Source organism: Streptomyces sp. NPDC005483 (genome assembly GCF_040606035.1).
In the GTDB taxonomy this organism is placed as follows: domain Bacteria; phylum Actinomycetota; class Actinomycetes; order Streptomycetales; family Streptomycetaceae; genus Streptomyces.
On record NZ_JBEXEA010000006.1, the window covers coordinates 182,316 to 195,457 of the forward strand.

At 69.1% G+C, this 13,142-nt stretch carries 13 protein-coding genes and 1 pseudogene; 10 read left to right on the top strand and 4 right to left on the bottom strand.

From position 1 onward, the window contains the following. Positions 1-23 precede the first annotated feature (23 nt). From ABZT06_RS14185 to ABZT06_RS14195, 3 genes are all read left to right on the top strand, one after another. Positions 24-1,304: a histidine kinase gene (locus ABZT06_RS14185; RefSeq protein ID WP_355739796.1), complete on the top strand. Its 1,281-nt coding sequence runs from the start codon at positions 24-26 to the stop codon at positions 1,302-1,304. Then, positions 1,301-1,969, top strand: coding sequence for a response regulator transcription factor (locus tag ABZT06_RS14190; RefSeq protein WP_355739798.1), 669 nt, complete (start codon positions 1,301-1,303; stop codon positions 1,967-1,969). Before ABZT06_RS14185 ends, ABZT06_RS14190 begins: the two co-directional genes overlap by 4 nt. 489 nt (positions 1,970-2,458) lie before the next feature. Further along, complete coding sequence (locus ABZT06_RS14195) at positions 2,459-2,662, top strand: cold-shock protein (RefSeq protein WP_020120296.1); 204 nt, start codon at positions 2,459-2,461, stop codon at positions 2,660-2,662. A gap of 259 nt (positions 2,663-2,921) precedes the next feature. On the opposite strand, the gene ABZT06_RS14200 is transcribed toward ABZT06_RS14195, so the two are convergent. Next, positions 2,922-3,170, bottom strand: a complete 249-nt coding sequence (locus ABZT06_RS14200) for a hypothetical protein (RefSeq protein ID WP_355739802.1) — start codon at positions 3,168-3,170, stop codon at positions 2,922-2,924. 352 nt (positions 3,171-3,522) lie between these two features. On the opposite strand from ABZT06_RS14200, the pseudogene ABZT06_RS14205 reads away from it, so the two are divergent. Continuing rightward, positions 3,523-4,150, top strand: a pseudogene (locus ABZT06_RS14205) (hypothetical protein); the annotation flags it as partial. 898 nt (positions 4,151-5,048) lie between these two features. On the opposite strand, the gene ABZT06_RS14210 reads toward ABZT06_RS14205, so the two are convergent. Continuing rightward, positions 5,049-5,204 carry a DUF6131 family protein gene (locus ABZT06_RS14210; protein ID WP_355739804.1) on the bottom strand — a complete coding sequence of 52 codons (156 nt, stop codon included), beginning with the start codon at positions 5,202-5,204 and terminating at the stop codon, positions 5,049-5,051. A 359-nt stretch (positions 5,205-5,563) separates the two neighbouring features. Here ABZT06_RS14210 and ABZT06_RS14215 point away from each other — a divergent pair, with 359 nt between their 5' ends. Both ABZT06_RS14215 and ABZT06_RS14220 read left to right on the top strand, forming a co-directional pair. After that, positions 5,564-6,382 carry an SAM-dependent methyltransferase gene (locus ABZT06_RS14215; RefSeq protein ID WP_355739807.1) on the top strand — a complete coding sequence of 273 codons (819 nt, stop codon included), beginning with the start codon at positions 5,564-5,566 and terminating at the stop codon, positions 6,380-6,382. A gap of 57 nt (positions 6,383-6,439) precedes the next feature. Beyond that, positions 6,440-6,820, top strand: coding sequence for a VOC family protein (locus ABZT06_RS14220; RefSeq protein ID WP_355739811.1), 381 nt, complete (start codon positions 6,440-6,442; stop codon positions 6,818-6,820). Between the two features lie 123 nt (positions 6,821-6,943). On the opposite strand, the gene ABZT06_RS14225 is transcribed toward ABZT06_RS14220, so the two are convergent. Then, positions 6,944-7,354: a DUF6193 family natural product biosynthesis protein gene (locus ABZT06_RS14225; protein ID WP_355739814.1), complete on the bottom strand. Its 411-nt coding sequence runs from the start codon at positions 7,352-7,354 to the stop codon at positions 6,944-6,946. A 313-nt stretch (positions 7,355-7,667) separates the two neighbouring features. Beyond that, positions 7,668-8,120, bottom strand: coding sequence for a peptidoglycan-binding domain-containing protein (locus ABZT06_RS14230; protein WP_355739816.1), 453 nt, complete (start codon positions 8,118-8,120; stop codon positions 7,668-7,670). 301 nt (positions 8,121-8,421) lie between these two features. Between ABZT06_RS14230 and ABZT06_RS14235 the strand changes: the two genes are divergently transcribed. From ABZT06_RS14235 to ABZT06_RS14250, 4 genes are all read left to right on the top strand, one after another. Next, positions 8,422-9,411 (top strand): ornithine cyclodeaminase family protein, encoded by a 990-nt coding sequence (locus ABZT06_RS14235; protein WP_355739819.1) that lies wholly within the window; start codon positions 8,422-8,424, stop codon positions 9,409-9,411. 176 nt (positions 9,412-9,587) lie between these two features. Then, complete coding sequence (locus ABZT06_RS14240) at positions 9,588-10,112, top strand: PadR family transcriptional regulator (RefSeq protein WP_355739822.1); 525 nt, start codon at positions 9,588-9,590, stop codon at positions 10,110-10,112. Next, a complete protein-coding gene (locus tag ABZT06_RS14245) occupies positions 10,109-10,807 on the top strand; it encodes an ABC transporter ATP-binding protein (RefSeq protein WP_355739825.1) in 699 nt (232 codons plus the stop codon). Before ABZT06_RS14240 ends, ABZT06_RS14245 begins: the two co-directional genes overlap by 4 nt. Continuing rightward, complete coding sequence (locus ABZT06_RS14250) at positions 10,804-13,101, top strand: FtsX-like permease family protein (RefSeq protein WP_355739827.1); 2,298 nt, start codon at positions 10,804-10,806, stop codon at positions 13,099-13,101. The genes ABZT06_RS14245 and ABZT06_RS14250 overlap by 4 nt, the downstream gene beginning before the upstream one ends. Positions 13,102-13,142: the final 41 nt, after the last annotated feature.

Below are 13,142 nucleotides of genomic sequence, written 5' to 3' on the forward strand. Positions count from 1 at the left end.
TGCACCATGAACAGGTGACGCTCGTGACCATCGATGACATCAGCGGGATGGGACCGCTGGTCGCCCGTCTGTCCCGGGGCGGCCAGCGGCTGCGGCAGGCCGACCGGACACATCCGTGGGTCCTGGACACCGCGGTCGTGGCCCTGGTCTTCCTGCTGTTCTGCCTGCCCGACCTGCTCCACGACGGTCCGGGTGACGGTGACGGTCCGCCCCGGTTCCGGCTGGCCTTCACCCAGCTGCCCGTCGCGGGCATGCTGGCGCTGCAGGCCGGACTGGTACTGCCCCTGCTGTGGCGGCGCCGCAAACCCCTCCCGGCCTTCGCCGTCATCACCGCGGTGTTCGTCCTCCAGTGGTCCATGAACGTCCCGCTGCGCGCGGACATAGCTCTCTTCATCGCCCTGTACAGCCTGACCCTGCACGGGCGGCTGCGCCATCTGCCGTGGGCCTGTGCGGCCATGGCAGGCGCCATGGTGCTGGTTGCCGTACGCGTGTCCCCGGCGGTGTCCGTCTGGGACGCCCTGTTCTTCCTGCTGAGCACGGCGACCGCGGCTCTCGCGCTCGGCCTGATGGTACGGATCCGCCGGGCCCAGCTCGCCGGACTGCGGGACCGGGCAGCCCGGCTGGAGATCGAGCGCGACCAGCGCAGCAGGCTGGCCACGGCCACCGAACGGACCCGCGTGGCCCGCGAGATGCACGACATCGTCGGCCACAACCTGTCCGTCATCATCACGCTCGCCGACGCCGGCGCCTACGCCACCGACATGGCTCCCGAGCGCGGCAAGGAGGCCCTGCACCTCATCGGCGACACCGGACGACAGGCCCTCGGCGAACTGCGGCGCGTGCTCGGCGTGCTGCGCGAGGCCGCGGACGGTCCCGCCGCCGGGCCCGAACTCAGCCCGCAGCCCGGCATCGCGGACATCGGTTCAGTCTGCGCCAAGGTACGTGCCGCCGGACTGGAGGTCGTCTACCGGACATCCGGCGACGTGGACGGCCTGGACAGCGGGGTACAGCTGACCGTGTACCGCATCGTCCAGGAAGCCCTCACCAACACTCTGAAGCACGCCGCCACGGGCACCCGGGTGCGCCTGGCGATCCTCGCCGAGGGCAGCCGGCTGAGGATAAGGGTCCAGGACACCGGCCCGGCCATACGGCCCGGACCGCCGAACGAGGAAGGACATGGCCTGGTGGGCATGCGGGAACGTGCGGCCCTGTACCAGGGCTCCGTCAGCGCGGGGCCGACGGAGGGCGGAGGCTGGAGCGTCGAGGCCGTCCTCGACCTCACGCCCAGAAGTGGTGATCGATGACCACCGTGCTCATCGTGGACGACCAGCCGCTGCAGCGCTACGGCTTCCATCTGCTCCTGAACTCCGTCGCCGAGACCGACGTCGTCGGTGAGGCCGCCCACGGCGCCGAGGCGGTCCGCAAGGCCGCCGAACTGCGTCCGGACGTCATCCTGATGGACGTCCGGATGCCCGGCATGGACGGCATCGAGGCCACCCGCCGCATCGTCGCCGCCGGTGGCCGCTCGCGGGTCCTGGTGCTCACCACCTTCGACCTCGACGAGTACGTCCATGCCGCCCTGCGCGCCGGCGCCAGCGGTTTCCTCCTCAAGGACGCACGCCCCGAGGAGCTCCTGGCCGGCATCAGGGCCGTTGCCGTCGGCGACGCGGTCATCGCGCCCGCCCTCACCCGCCGCCTCCTGGACGAGTACGCCCGGTACGTCCCCGCTCACAGAAGCGACTCCACCGAGGATCCGCGGCTCAGCTCCCTCACCGACCGCGAGCGCGAGATCCTCGTCGCCGTCGGCAAGGGCTGGACCAACGGCGAGATCGCCGCCCGGTTCGTGCTGTCCGAGTCCACGGTCAAGACCCACGTCGGCCGGGTCCTGGCCAAGATCGGCGCCCGCGACCGCATTCAGGCAGTGATCCTCGCCTACGACCTCGGTCTCGCCCGGCCCAATGGAGACTGAACCGAGTACCGGTCGGCCATCACCGAGGACACGCGACCGCCTGCCCGGACGCCGTACTCACCCGTACGGCCCAGGGCGAGGAGGGCGAAGGCTGGGCAGCGAACCGGGTCAACGCGTCGAGCAGCAGGCAGACGCTGCCTTTCAGGCCAACGGCCGCACAGCCACCGCTGACTGCGTGTCAGCCGAGTTCAACAGCGGCCCCGTGCCATCCGATTGGCTTGCGGACAGCACCCTCGGGCCGCCGGGGAGCAGCAGCATCCCGCCATGTGGGAGTCCGAAGGAGGGCCGAGTGCCCCAGTCGGGCGCATTCGCGGTAGCGGCGGCCACTCCGCGGGTGTAGCGTCGTGATCCAGCAGTCGTGGTTCCGAAGTTCCGTTCGCCCGTGATCGCCATCACGGGCGTTCTTGCGTGTCAGCGCCTCTCCGGACCAGGGCGATCACCTCCCGGGCACGCAGGGTGCGGGCCCGGTTTCCCTCGAAGGAGACGGTTATGGCCAAGGGCACTGTCAAGTGGTTCAACAGCGAAAAGGGCTTCGGCTTCATCGAGCAGGAGGGCGGCGGCCCCGACGTCTTCGCCCACTACTCCAACATCGCCGCCCAGGGTTTCCGCGAACTGCAGGAAGGCCAGAAGGTCGAGTTCGACGTCACCCAGGGTCAGAAGGGCCCGCAGGCGGAGAACATCCGCCCGGTCTGATCGCGCTGTTGCGGCAAGGCCAGGCATCCTGACTTCAGGACGTCGGCCTTGCCGCCTGCCGCAATCGTGACCCGAGGGATGCTCCGGCTCCTCGGGTCACCGCGGCGACACCCGCGCCTCCAGCGCATCGACGTCGACGACGTGCGCGCTCGCCTCCGGCACCCCCAGATGGCGTAACGGCTCGCCCTCATTCTCGCGATTCCCTCGCCCCCGCGACCCGCGCCGGAAGGGCACCGCCGGTGCCGTAGCGGCGCAGCAGTCACACCCCGTACGCGGCGTGGACGACGTACACGCCCACCTGCCACCAGTCCGGTGCCGCACCTGGCGAACGGATCTGGAAGAAGTCGTCCATCGCGTGGACCGCGACCATCGGCCAGACCGAGCCGATCGCATACCGCAGCCCAGCACAGGTGAAGCCGGACAGGCCGCCGGACAGTATCTGCCACAGGGTGTCGTCCAACGGGGCACCGAAGAACAGGTAGTTCCGGAAGTGGCCTCCGCCGAACACGCCGCAAGGGCGATCCAAGTGCCCGCGAAACAGACGGCGTTGACGAGGGTGGCGCCGAGGTCGGGGGCGGAGCCAGGGGAGGCAGGATCACCTTGGCTAGCAGCACCAGCACCACATGCCGGGCGAGCGTGAACTCGACGGCACACCGCAGGGGTTGGCGGCTTACGTGGCCTTTCCACCGAAGTATGACGCGGTGAGCGTAACTGCGGGCACCCGCTCGCCGCCCTGCGCTTTCAGAATGCGTACCCTGCGCACAGTCATCCCGGTCTCCGGGTACATCCCTGACTCCCCCGGTCACTGGCGAGTGCCTGGAGGCGGGTCTCGAGAAGCTACGGGCGACGCCCCGTGGCCCCCCTACTGGCGGCATGTCCGTTCGGCCGTGGGCGACGACGTTTCAGTCCGCACCCGCGCCGTACTCGACGGAGGCACCGCCGCGCTCCTGGCGGGCCTGCGCCCCCTCGCCCGCTGGAACCCGCCGCATCTAGGGCCTGTCGTGTGGATCATCCCGGCGTCGCGAGGTCTGGTACGCCCTCCCCCACTGCCCGAAAGGCGTGGGGGGACCCCCAGCGGCGTTGTCGTCGGTCGCCGACGCTCCGCGTCGACTCCCTCCTCCGCCTTGCAGCTGCACGCACCAGACCCCGCTCGGCTCGGCTGAAAAGCACCGCACCTCACAGCCGGCCTGATCCAAACGACAGACCCTGGACGTCGACTACCCCGTCGACCGGGAACTGCGGCTGCAAGGGCGGGGGTTGACGCTCGTACCGTCGTACTTCTGCTGGCACAGACCCACGGCCCTCGCGGTTCCTGATCTCGATCCGGTTCTCGTCTACCCCGTCAGCAAGCTGCCGCTCGACATCGCCCGAGCAGGCGAGGAGCGGCTGGACCGACTCCTGGCCCAGGCCCAGGCGTCCTGCACGGGGCGTGACTCGTCGTCAGGAGACGAGACCGGGACGACATTTCGAAGAGGATCGAAACCGTAGCGAGCCGCGCAGGTGCGTGGCACTGTTTTCGCAACCGTTGAACGACCAGGGGGAACCACATGGGGCGAGCCGTCAAGGCCGCGCTGATCGCACTGTTGGTACTCGGCTGCTGCTCCGTCCTCGCTGCCAGGTCGGCACCGGCCCAGCGCGTGACGATCACGGCGCACTAGCGGGTGGGACGGAGGCAGCCACCGCTCCTCGTACCGGGTGAGCGGCGACTTCGGTACCGGAGCCGACGCGCGCGAACCGCTTGAGATGCGGGGCGGTGTCGGGTGCCCGTCGTGCTCCGCGCGGTCGAAGTGATCAGTTCACCGACTGTCACCTGTCTGCGTCACCGGAGGGCGCGTCGGGACTGACGTACTCACAAGATCGGCTGGTGCCCCGCCGGTTGCCCGGTCGCGATGTGGCGGACGGACATCCCCGGCACCGCTGATGTCCGGTGATGTCCGGTACCACAACGACGGACAGGACGATCAAACCGATCGCGGGCCCCGGCGCTGCCCTTGCACACGTAGTTGGCGGGGCTGTGCGCACGGCCCAGCGTCGGAACGGGCCTGTCGAGGCTCAGATCCCCTGCCGACCGAGGTCCCCCAGGGCGGTCACTGATCCGACTGACCCGGAGGACGCAGTCGAAAAGGCCGGTGTGCTGATGCCGGCGACGACCTCAAGGCCGCCGCGACCGATCGGGATGCTTCCCCTTATTTGCAGCGAGAGGCGACGTCGCCCTCACAGCACGGCGTGGAGTGCCGCTGCCCGTACCAACCAACCCTTGATGCCCGGGCCATCGGGCCCGGGCATCAATGCCTCGGCAGGCCCAGCTGCCGAGGCCGTGCAGCTGAGAAAACCCTTCTCTCAACGGACGGGGTTCGGGTCAGACTCCGATCGAGGACAGCCTCGGTCACCAGTAGTGGCGTCGGCCGGCGACCGCGTGCCCCATGGACCCCATGACCCAGAAAACGGCGCCCACCACGGCCAGGATGATGCCAAGGGTCCAAAGGATCGATATGCCGGTGAGGAAACCGACGACAAGCAGAATGACGCCGAGCGCGATCATGACGTGCCTCCTGGTGTGAGCTGACGTGTTACCTCCCGGATGCCCCGAAGCGGCAACATCACCCCACCCCCAGCAGTCAAGAAGCGATTACAGCGAACCCGTTGATCACCGTGGGAGTTTGTGTCTGCCCGTGCCCTCGTCGCTGGAACACCGGACGGCAACCCGGTCGCCCCGCTGCTCGGCTCCTCGACCTCACCAGCACCACCAGCACCACCAGCACAGTGATCACCGTGATCACCGCCGATGGCCTTCCACGCGGGCCAACAGCCCCGGCACATCACCCTGTACCCCGCGCAAGGGTCGGCCCAGGCATCCCAAAACCATGGTCAGCAGGCGACGTTGTGGGGAAAATGGCCGTCATGACGTACGAAGGCTCTTCCATCGACCCGTCCAAGCCCAGCATCGCCCGCGTCTACGACTACTTGCTGGGCGGCAAGGACAACTACGCCGTGGACCGCGAGATCGGCGACGTGTTCAAACGCGACCTGCCCGGCTCGGTGGCCATCGCCTTCGCCAACCGCGCGGCCCTCACCCGCGCGGTCGGGGAGATCGTGAAAACCACCGGTATCCGGCAGTTCATCGACCTGGGCAGCGGCCTGCCGACCGCCGACAACGTCCACCAGGTCGCACAACGGCACGCCCCCGAGGCCCGGGTCGTCTACGTCGACATCGACCCCCAAGTCCTGGTCCACGGCCGTGCGCTGCTGGAGAAGGACGAACGGACCCGTGTCGTCGCGGTCGATGTACGCGATCCCGTAGGCGTCCGCACCCACCCCGACACCCAGGCAATGATCGACTTCACCCAACCGGTCGCCGTCATGTTCAGCGCCATCCTCCACCACGTCAACGACGACGAGGACCCGGCCGGCATCGTCCGCTACTGGCGCGAGAACGTGCCTTCCGGAAGCTACTTCTTCATCAGCCACTTCCGCTCCGGCAACAACCCGGAGACCCAGGAGGCCGAGAAGGTCCTCCAACAGACCTTCGGCCGCGGCCGGTGGCGTACCGACGCGGAACTCGCCTCCCTCCTCGACGGCCTGGAGATCCTCGACCCCGGCATCGTCCCCGCCCCCCTGTGGCGCCCGGAACAGACCGCCACCCCCTGGAACGACAGCGGGGAACGGCACCTCACGGTCTGGGAACACCTCATCGCGGCTGCCCTCGCCCGCAAACCCTGACAACCGCGCAACCGGACAGGTCCTCACCCCACAACGTCTGATGGAAGGTCACTGTACGTGCACAGAAGTCGGGTATACGCGGTCATCATCGACACGCCCGAGGCCGACGCTGCCCGGGCGGCGAAGTTCTGGTCAGCGGCTCTCGGCGTCGATGCTCAACCGTTTCCACCGGCACCGCAGTTCACCACCCTCCATCAGGCTCTGCCGGGACTGACCACCGCCGTTCAAGCCGTCGACGACGCACCCCGTATTCACCTGGACATCGAGACTGACGACGTCGAGGCGGAAACCGCGCGCTTGACAGGCCTGGGCGCGGAGGAGATTTCGCGGTGGCAGGATTGCCATGTGCTTCGCGTACCTGGTGGCCAACTGGTCTGTGTGCTGCCGGTGGAGAGCGATCCCGAGGACTTCCAAGCCCGGGCCACCGTCTGGCCGTGACGCGGGGCGGCCAGATCGCCTCCGGGGTCCTGCGCACCGCACGCGGACCTCGCCCGCTACAGCTCGGCAACCTGCGGGCATCTGCCTGCTGACCGACCTGCCGCAGGTGCCCGCTCCGAAGGGCTATGTCGGCGGAACCCTGCCGGGTCGGTCGAGTTCATCCAGGCGCCCTACGACCGCAGGACCGCAACCTGGTGGCAGGCCACCGACGACCAGAGCAACGGCTTCCTCGGCCGTGTCCGCCTCTCCGACGACCTGGGAACGGGACGGCCCGACGACGAGGTAGCGGCCACCAGGAAGATGCATGACGAACGGCACATCCCAAGACCAGTCACCGGTGCACCTGCTGAAGTGGAGGTCCTGGTGGCTGCTGGAAGGATGGAGCTGGCGGAGAAGCGGCTCGGCATGCGCGGCTCGCACCAGTCCGGTGTCCATGTCCTCGCGGCGGAGCAGCCGCTGCCACGCAGCTTCCACGACATCACTCTGCCCAGGCTCGGCGCCATCGGTAGGACTCGGCGCGTCTATCGATCCCATGCGCCTATTCTGCCGACCCGTCCCGCTGACAGAGCTTTGCCGGATCCCCGTCTCGGGCGTGCAGCCGCAACGCACGCAAACTGTTCTGGACAGTCTGCCGGGACCTGGCAGAAGCCGCGGGCCTTCCCCAGCGTTGCTTAAATCCTCGGCCGCACCACCGGTCGGACAGTATCGGACAGAATTGGTCGCCGAAACCCGCCGCCTGGGGCGAACGGGCTGGGCGGCGAGCAAAGCGGAACCCGCTGCCGCGGCGCCCGCCGGCAAAATAACCAATTTCCCGCTCGCCCAGCCCGACGCGACCCCGAGAATTTACTCAGCAGCCAGTGGCGTTGTAATTCCAGAACGCCGCCTTGGTCTGCGGTCCGGCGATCCCGTCGGGAGTTCCGGCGTTTTCACCGACGTCGTTCAAGAACTTCTGGAGCGCCGTGATCGTGTTGGTCCCGACAACCCCGTCGACGGTACCGGCGTTGTAGCCCCAGGCGTTGAGCATCCTCTGGGCCGCCTTCCAGCTGTTGGTGCCCAGCTGCCCGTCCTCGGTACCGGCGTTGAAGCCCCAGGCGTTCAGGCAATTCTGCCAGTTCTTGGCCCGGGCCGTGTTCAGGCCGAGGTTGTTCACTGCGAGGATCGAAGCGTGCGGGCTGCTGACCGCGGGCTTGGTGGCGTGCTGCGAGGCCGCCACGCTCGCACCCGCACCCGCGAGACCTCCAGCGGCGATGCCGACGAGGGCGCTCGCGACAACGAGTGCCCTGGTCAGAGAAGTACGCATTGTTTCCTCTTTCCGATCGACGATGAAGGCATTGGCGCGACCACCCACCTTGGCTGTCCGCGCCGCCGTAAGCGTGCCAGGAACGTGCGTCTTAATCTCGCGAAAATGCGACCTATTTTTTCGTATGACTCAATTCAGGCCACATTTCAAGCACGCTCCGCGGGAGATTCAGTCAGAGAGTCGCGTGAATTCCGGCCGATGTGGCCACCGGCGTGTCGTAGCCGGGGCCATGCGCGGCTGCGGTTGACGCTTGGGCTGTGCGGTCGTCGGCCGTATGACCGGCATCAGGAGGTTGGGACGCATGCTTGTTCTGGGTCGCTCGCAGGTCGAGGCCCTGCTCGACATGGACTCGCTGATCGATGCTCTGGCCCTGGCGATGGCAGACCTCAGTGCGGGCCGCGCCTCGGTACCCGACCGCGTCGCCGCTCTGGTGCCCGAACGCGACGGATTCCTCGCGGCCATGCCGGGCTTCCTGCCGTCGGCCGGGGTGCTCATGACCAAGCTGGTGTCCCTCTTCCCGCACAACGACGTGGCGCGGTTGCCGACGCATCAGGCGCTGATCGTGGCGTTCGATCCGGACACCGGCGAGCCCACCGCCCTGCTGGACGGTACGGCCATCACCGCGGCGCGGACCGGCGCCTGCTCCGCGCTGTCGGCGCGGCTGCTGGCCCGCGAGGACGCGACGGTACTGGCAGTGCTGGGCACCGGCGTGCAGGCGCGGTCCCACGCCCGCGCGATCTGTCGGGTCCGCCCGATCCGGCAGATCCGCGTCGCGGGCCGGAATCCGGCGAAAGCCGCTGCCCTGGCCGCGGAACTCGCCGAAGCACTGCAGGTCGACGTCCAGGCGGTGTCCAGCTACGCCGAGGCACTCGACGGCGCGGACATCGTCGCCGCGGCGACGCACGCCGTCGAACCCGTGGTCCGCCGGTCGTGGTTGACGCCCGGGGTGCACATCACGTCCGTGGGGTACAACCCGGCAGGCCGCGAGATCGACGACGCCACGGTGACCGAGGCGCTGGTGTGCGTCGAATCCCGCCAGGCCGTGCTCGCCCCGCTTCCTGCGGGCAGCAACGACCTGCTCATGCCGATCCGCGACGGCCTCATCACCGCCGATCACGTGCACGCCGAACTGGGCGAACTCATCGCCGGCAGCCGACCCGGACGCACGGCACCGGACGAGATCACCCTCTACAAGTCGGTCGGCGTGGCAGCGCAGGACGCCGCGGCCACGGCCTTGGTCGTCGCCGCCGCCCGTGAGCAGTCGATCGGCGAGGAGACCACTCTGGGGTGATGCGCTCGCCATGCTCCTCGGGCTGTGCGATCTCCGTCAAAGCCGACGGGTCCGGCAGGGCGATCACGCGCTCTCCTCCATAGCTGCTCGTGTCGGCCACAGAGTCCTGGGACGACCTGGCCATGCAGACCCGGCCGTCCGTTGACGTACTAGGTACTGAGTGTAGATACTCAGGTATGACTGTTCCTCTGACGCTCCTCGGACTCCTTGAACGGGAGTCGAGCCACGGCTACGACCTCAAGCGCGACTACGACACCTTCTTCGGCAGGGGTAAACCGCTGCCGGCCGGGCAGGTCTACTCGACCCTCGGGCGCCTCGCCCGTGACGGGAAGGTCGAGGTCGGCGAGACCGGGCCCGGTGCCGGGCCGGACCGCAAGCGCTACGTGATCACCGACCTCGGGGTCACCCAGGTGGAGAACTGGCTGACCGAGCCGGTCGACGGCGAACTGCACCTGCAGACGGTGTTGTTCACGAAGGTCGTACTGGCGGTACTGCTGGAGCGCGACCCCCGCGTGTACCTCGACATCCAACGCGCCGCCCACATGGAGCGGATGAGGGAGCTGACGGAACTGCGCCGGACAGGGAGCACGATCGACTCGCTGCTCGCCGATCACGGCGTGTTCCATCTGGAGGCCGATCTGCGGTGGATGGACCAGACGGTGGCGCGGCTCGGCGCCCTGACAGCGGAGGTGCGCTCATGAGTGCGGACGACGGCTTCCTCGTGCAGGCGCGGGACGCAGTCCTGTCCTTCGGGCCCACGCCCGCGCTCCAGGGCGCGAGCCTCTCCGCCCGCGCGGGCGAGATCCTCGCCGTCACCGGCCCGTCCGGCTCCGGCAAGTCCACGCTGCTGCACTGCCTGGCCGGGATCCTCGTACCCGACTCCGGCGAGATCTGGTTCGACGGCCGGCGCATCGACACCCAGGGCGAGCCGGAGCGCAGCGCGTTACGCCGAGACCGATTCGGCTTCGTCTTCCAGTTCGGTCAGCTCGTCCCCGAACTGACCGCCGAGGAGAACGTAGCCCTGCCGCTGCTGCTGGCCAAGTCCCGCAGGGCCAGCGCCCTGGCCGAGGCCCGCTCGTGGTTCGGACGGCTCGGCCTGGACGGTCTCGAGGGGCGCCGCTCCGGCGAACTCTCCGGCGGACAGGCCCAGCGGGTCGCCCTGGCCCGTGCCCTGGTCTGCCGGCCCGAGGTGCTGTTCGCCGACGAGCCGACCGGTTCGCTCGACTCGCTCACCGGCGAGCACGTGATGGACCTGCTGGTCGACTCCGTACGCCAGGAGGGCACCACCGTCGTCCTCGTCACCCACGAACCGCGGGTGGCCGCCTACGCGAACCGTGAAGTCATCGTGCGCGACGGCACGGTGACATCCCTGTACGTCGAACGGCTCACCTCGTGATCCGCCTCGGGCTGCGCCTCACCCTGAGCGGCGGCAGGGAGGCCGCCGCCCGCCTCGCCGTCATGGTGGCCGCCGTCGCCCTCGGCGTCGGACTCCTGCTGAGCATCCTGGCGGCCATCAACGCCACCGCCACCCAGAACAGCCGGAACGCCTGGCTCAACACAGGCTCCGGCAACAGCGCGACCAGCCGGGCCGCCGCGAAGACAGACACCGACCCGTTGTGGTGGCTGCTGAGAGCGGACCGTTTCGACGGCAGAACCATCGGCCGTGTCGACGTCGCCGCCACCGGCCCGAACTCCCCAGTGCCACCGGGCCTTTCACGCCTGCCCGAACCCGGTGAGTACTACGCTTCACCGGCCCTCAGCAAGCTCCTGCACTCCACCCCGGCCGCCGAACTCGCCGGCCGTTACCCCGGCCGGCAGGCCGGCACGGTCGGCAAGGCGGCGCTCCCGGGCCCCGACTCCCTGATCATCGTCATCGGCCACCGCCCCGACCAGCTCTCGAAGCAGCACGGCGCCACCCAGGCCGCCGCGATCACCGCCGTGACCCCCAGCAGCTGCAACGGCACGAACTGCACGGTCAGGGTGGGCATCGACAACAGGGGCATCAAGCTCATCCTCTCCGTCGCGGGCACCGCCCTGATCTTCCCGGTGCTCATCCTCATCGGCACGGCGACCCGGTTGTCGGCCGCCCGCCGTGAACAGCGCTTCGCCGCGATGCGTCTGGTGGGCGCCACACCGCGCCAGATCTCGATGCTGTCGACCGTCGAATCGTCGGCCGCCGCCGTCATGGGCACGGCCGTCGGCTTCGGCCTCTTCTACCTGTTCCGTACACAACTGGCGGCGGTCGACCTCACGAGTACGCCGTACTTCGCCGGCGACCTCACGCTCGGGACGGGAGACATCCTGCTCGTCGCCCTCGCGGTCCCGTTGGGGGCGGCGATCGCGGCGCGGCTCGCCCTGCGCCGCGTGCAGGTCTCCCCGCTCGGGGTCACCCGGCGCGTCACGCCGCGCCCACCGCGGGTCTACCGCGTGATCCCGCTGGCCGCCGGTATCGCCGAACTCTCGTTCGCTATCGGCCGGGTGCCCAGGAGCACGAACGGCCAGATCTGGGTCTTCGTCCCGGGAATCCTGCTGGTCCTGACCGGACTGGTCATCGCCGGCCCCTGGCTGACCATGGCCGGCGCCCGTGTCCTGGCCCGGGTCACCAGCCGGCCCGCGCTGCTCATCGCGGGCCGACGGCTCGCGGACGACCCGAAGGCCGGCTTCCGCGCGGTCAGCGGGTTGGTCCTGGCCCTGTGCGTCACCTCCGTCGCCGTAGGAATCATCGGCTCGCTCAACGCCGAGCGGGGCATCCCGCAGGCTGGCCGGGCGGTCGCCGGAGCCTTGGACGCCAACTACGTGCAGGGCTTCGACGCGGCCACCGGGCGTCTGACCGGCAGTGTGGCGCCGCTCTCGAAGGCCGCGGTCAGCGATCTGACCTCCGTACCGGGCGTCAAAGGCGTGCTGATGATCCACACGAACCCGCTCGGCACTCCTGACCCGGCCCTTCGCGGCCCACAAGACGTCGGGGCCCCTCCCGTCGCCGGCCTGGCCTCGTGCACCGAACTGGCGAGAATGCCGGCGCACAGCGCATGCGCCCCCGGAGCCCGAGCGGCGTCGGTCACCCTCAACTACGGCACCTTCGGCACGTACGACTGGATGCACTGGCCCGCCGCATGGCCCGCGGCCGACATCTCCGCCCAGCGCCTCGCACGCCTCCCGGTCCGGGAGATCGTCGTGGCCACCGACGGTTCGACATCGGCGATCGAACGTGCGCGCACCGTCCTCGCGAGCGCCTATCCCGACCAGGACGTCCCGTTGACCGTCCGCGAGGACCATGCCCAAAGGGGCGCAGAGCTCGCCGGGTACCAGCAACTGGCCAACGTGGTCATCCTGGTCAGCTTCCCCATCGCCGGCTGCAGCCTGGCGGTGAGCGTGGCCGGGGGGCTGCGTGACCGCAAGCGCCCCTTCAGCCTGCTGCGGCTGACCGGCACACAACTCGGGGTGCTGCGGCGGGTGGTGCTTCTGGAGAGCGCGGTCCCGCTCCTGGTCGTCGCGGTGGTGGCGATCGGAATGGGCTTCCTGGCTGCGCAGTTGTTCGTACAGGCACAGTTCAAGTACTCGGTCCGGGCACCAGGAGCGCAGTACTACGCGATCGTGATTGCCGGCCTTCTCGCGTCGCTGGCGGTGATCGCGTCCACGATGCCGCTGCTCAGGCGCATCACGGGTCCCGAAACAGCACGCAACGAGTAGCGGCTGCGACGATGGCTCGGATCGCCGCCCCAGGCGGTGTC

Coding starts and splice junctions, on each gene's coding strand:
- ABZT06_RS14225 (WP_355739814.1), bottom strand. CDS start 7,354: ATGGGATCGATAGACGCGCCGAGTCCTACCGATGGCGCCGAGCCTGGG.
- ABZT06_RS14215 (WP_355739807.1), top strand. CDS start 5,564: ATGACGTACGAAGGCTCTTCCATCGACCCGTCCAAGCCCAGCATCGCC.
- ABZT06_RS14240 (WP_355739822.1), top strand. CDS start 9,588: ATGACTGTTCCTCTGACGCTCCTCGGACTCCTTGAACGGGAGTCGAGC.
- ABZT06_RS14190 (WP_355739798.1), top strand. CDS start 1,301: ATGACCACCGTGCTCATCGTGGACGACCAGCCGCTGCAGCGCTACGGC.
- ABZT06_RS14245 (WP_355739825.1), top strand. CDS start 10,109: ATGAGTGCGGACGACGGCTTCCTCGTGCAGGCGCGGGACGCAGTCCTG.
- ABZT06_RS14235 (WP_355739819.1), top strand. CDS start 8,422: ATGCTTGTTCTGGGTCGCTCGCAGGTCGAGGCCCTGCTCGACATGGAC.
- ABZT06_RS14230 (WP_355739816.1), bottom strand. CDS start 8,120: ATGCGTACTTCTCTGACCAGGGCACTCGTTGTCGCGAGCGCCCTCGTC.
- ABZT06_RS14210 (WP_355739804.1), bottom strand. CDS start 5,204: ATGATCGCGCTCGGCGTCATTCTGCTTGTCGTCGGTTTCCTCACCGGC.
- ABZT06_RS14195 (WP_020120296.1), top strand. CDS start 2,459: ATGGCCAAGGGCACTGTCAAGTGGTTCAACAGCGAAAAGGGCTTCGGC.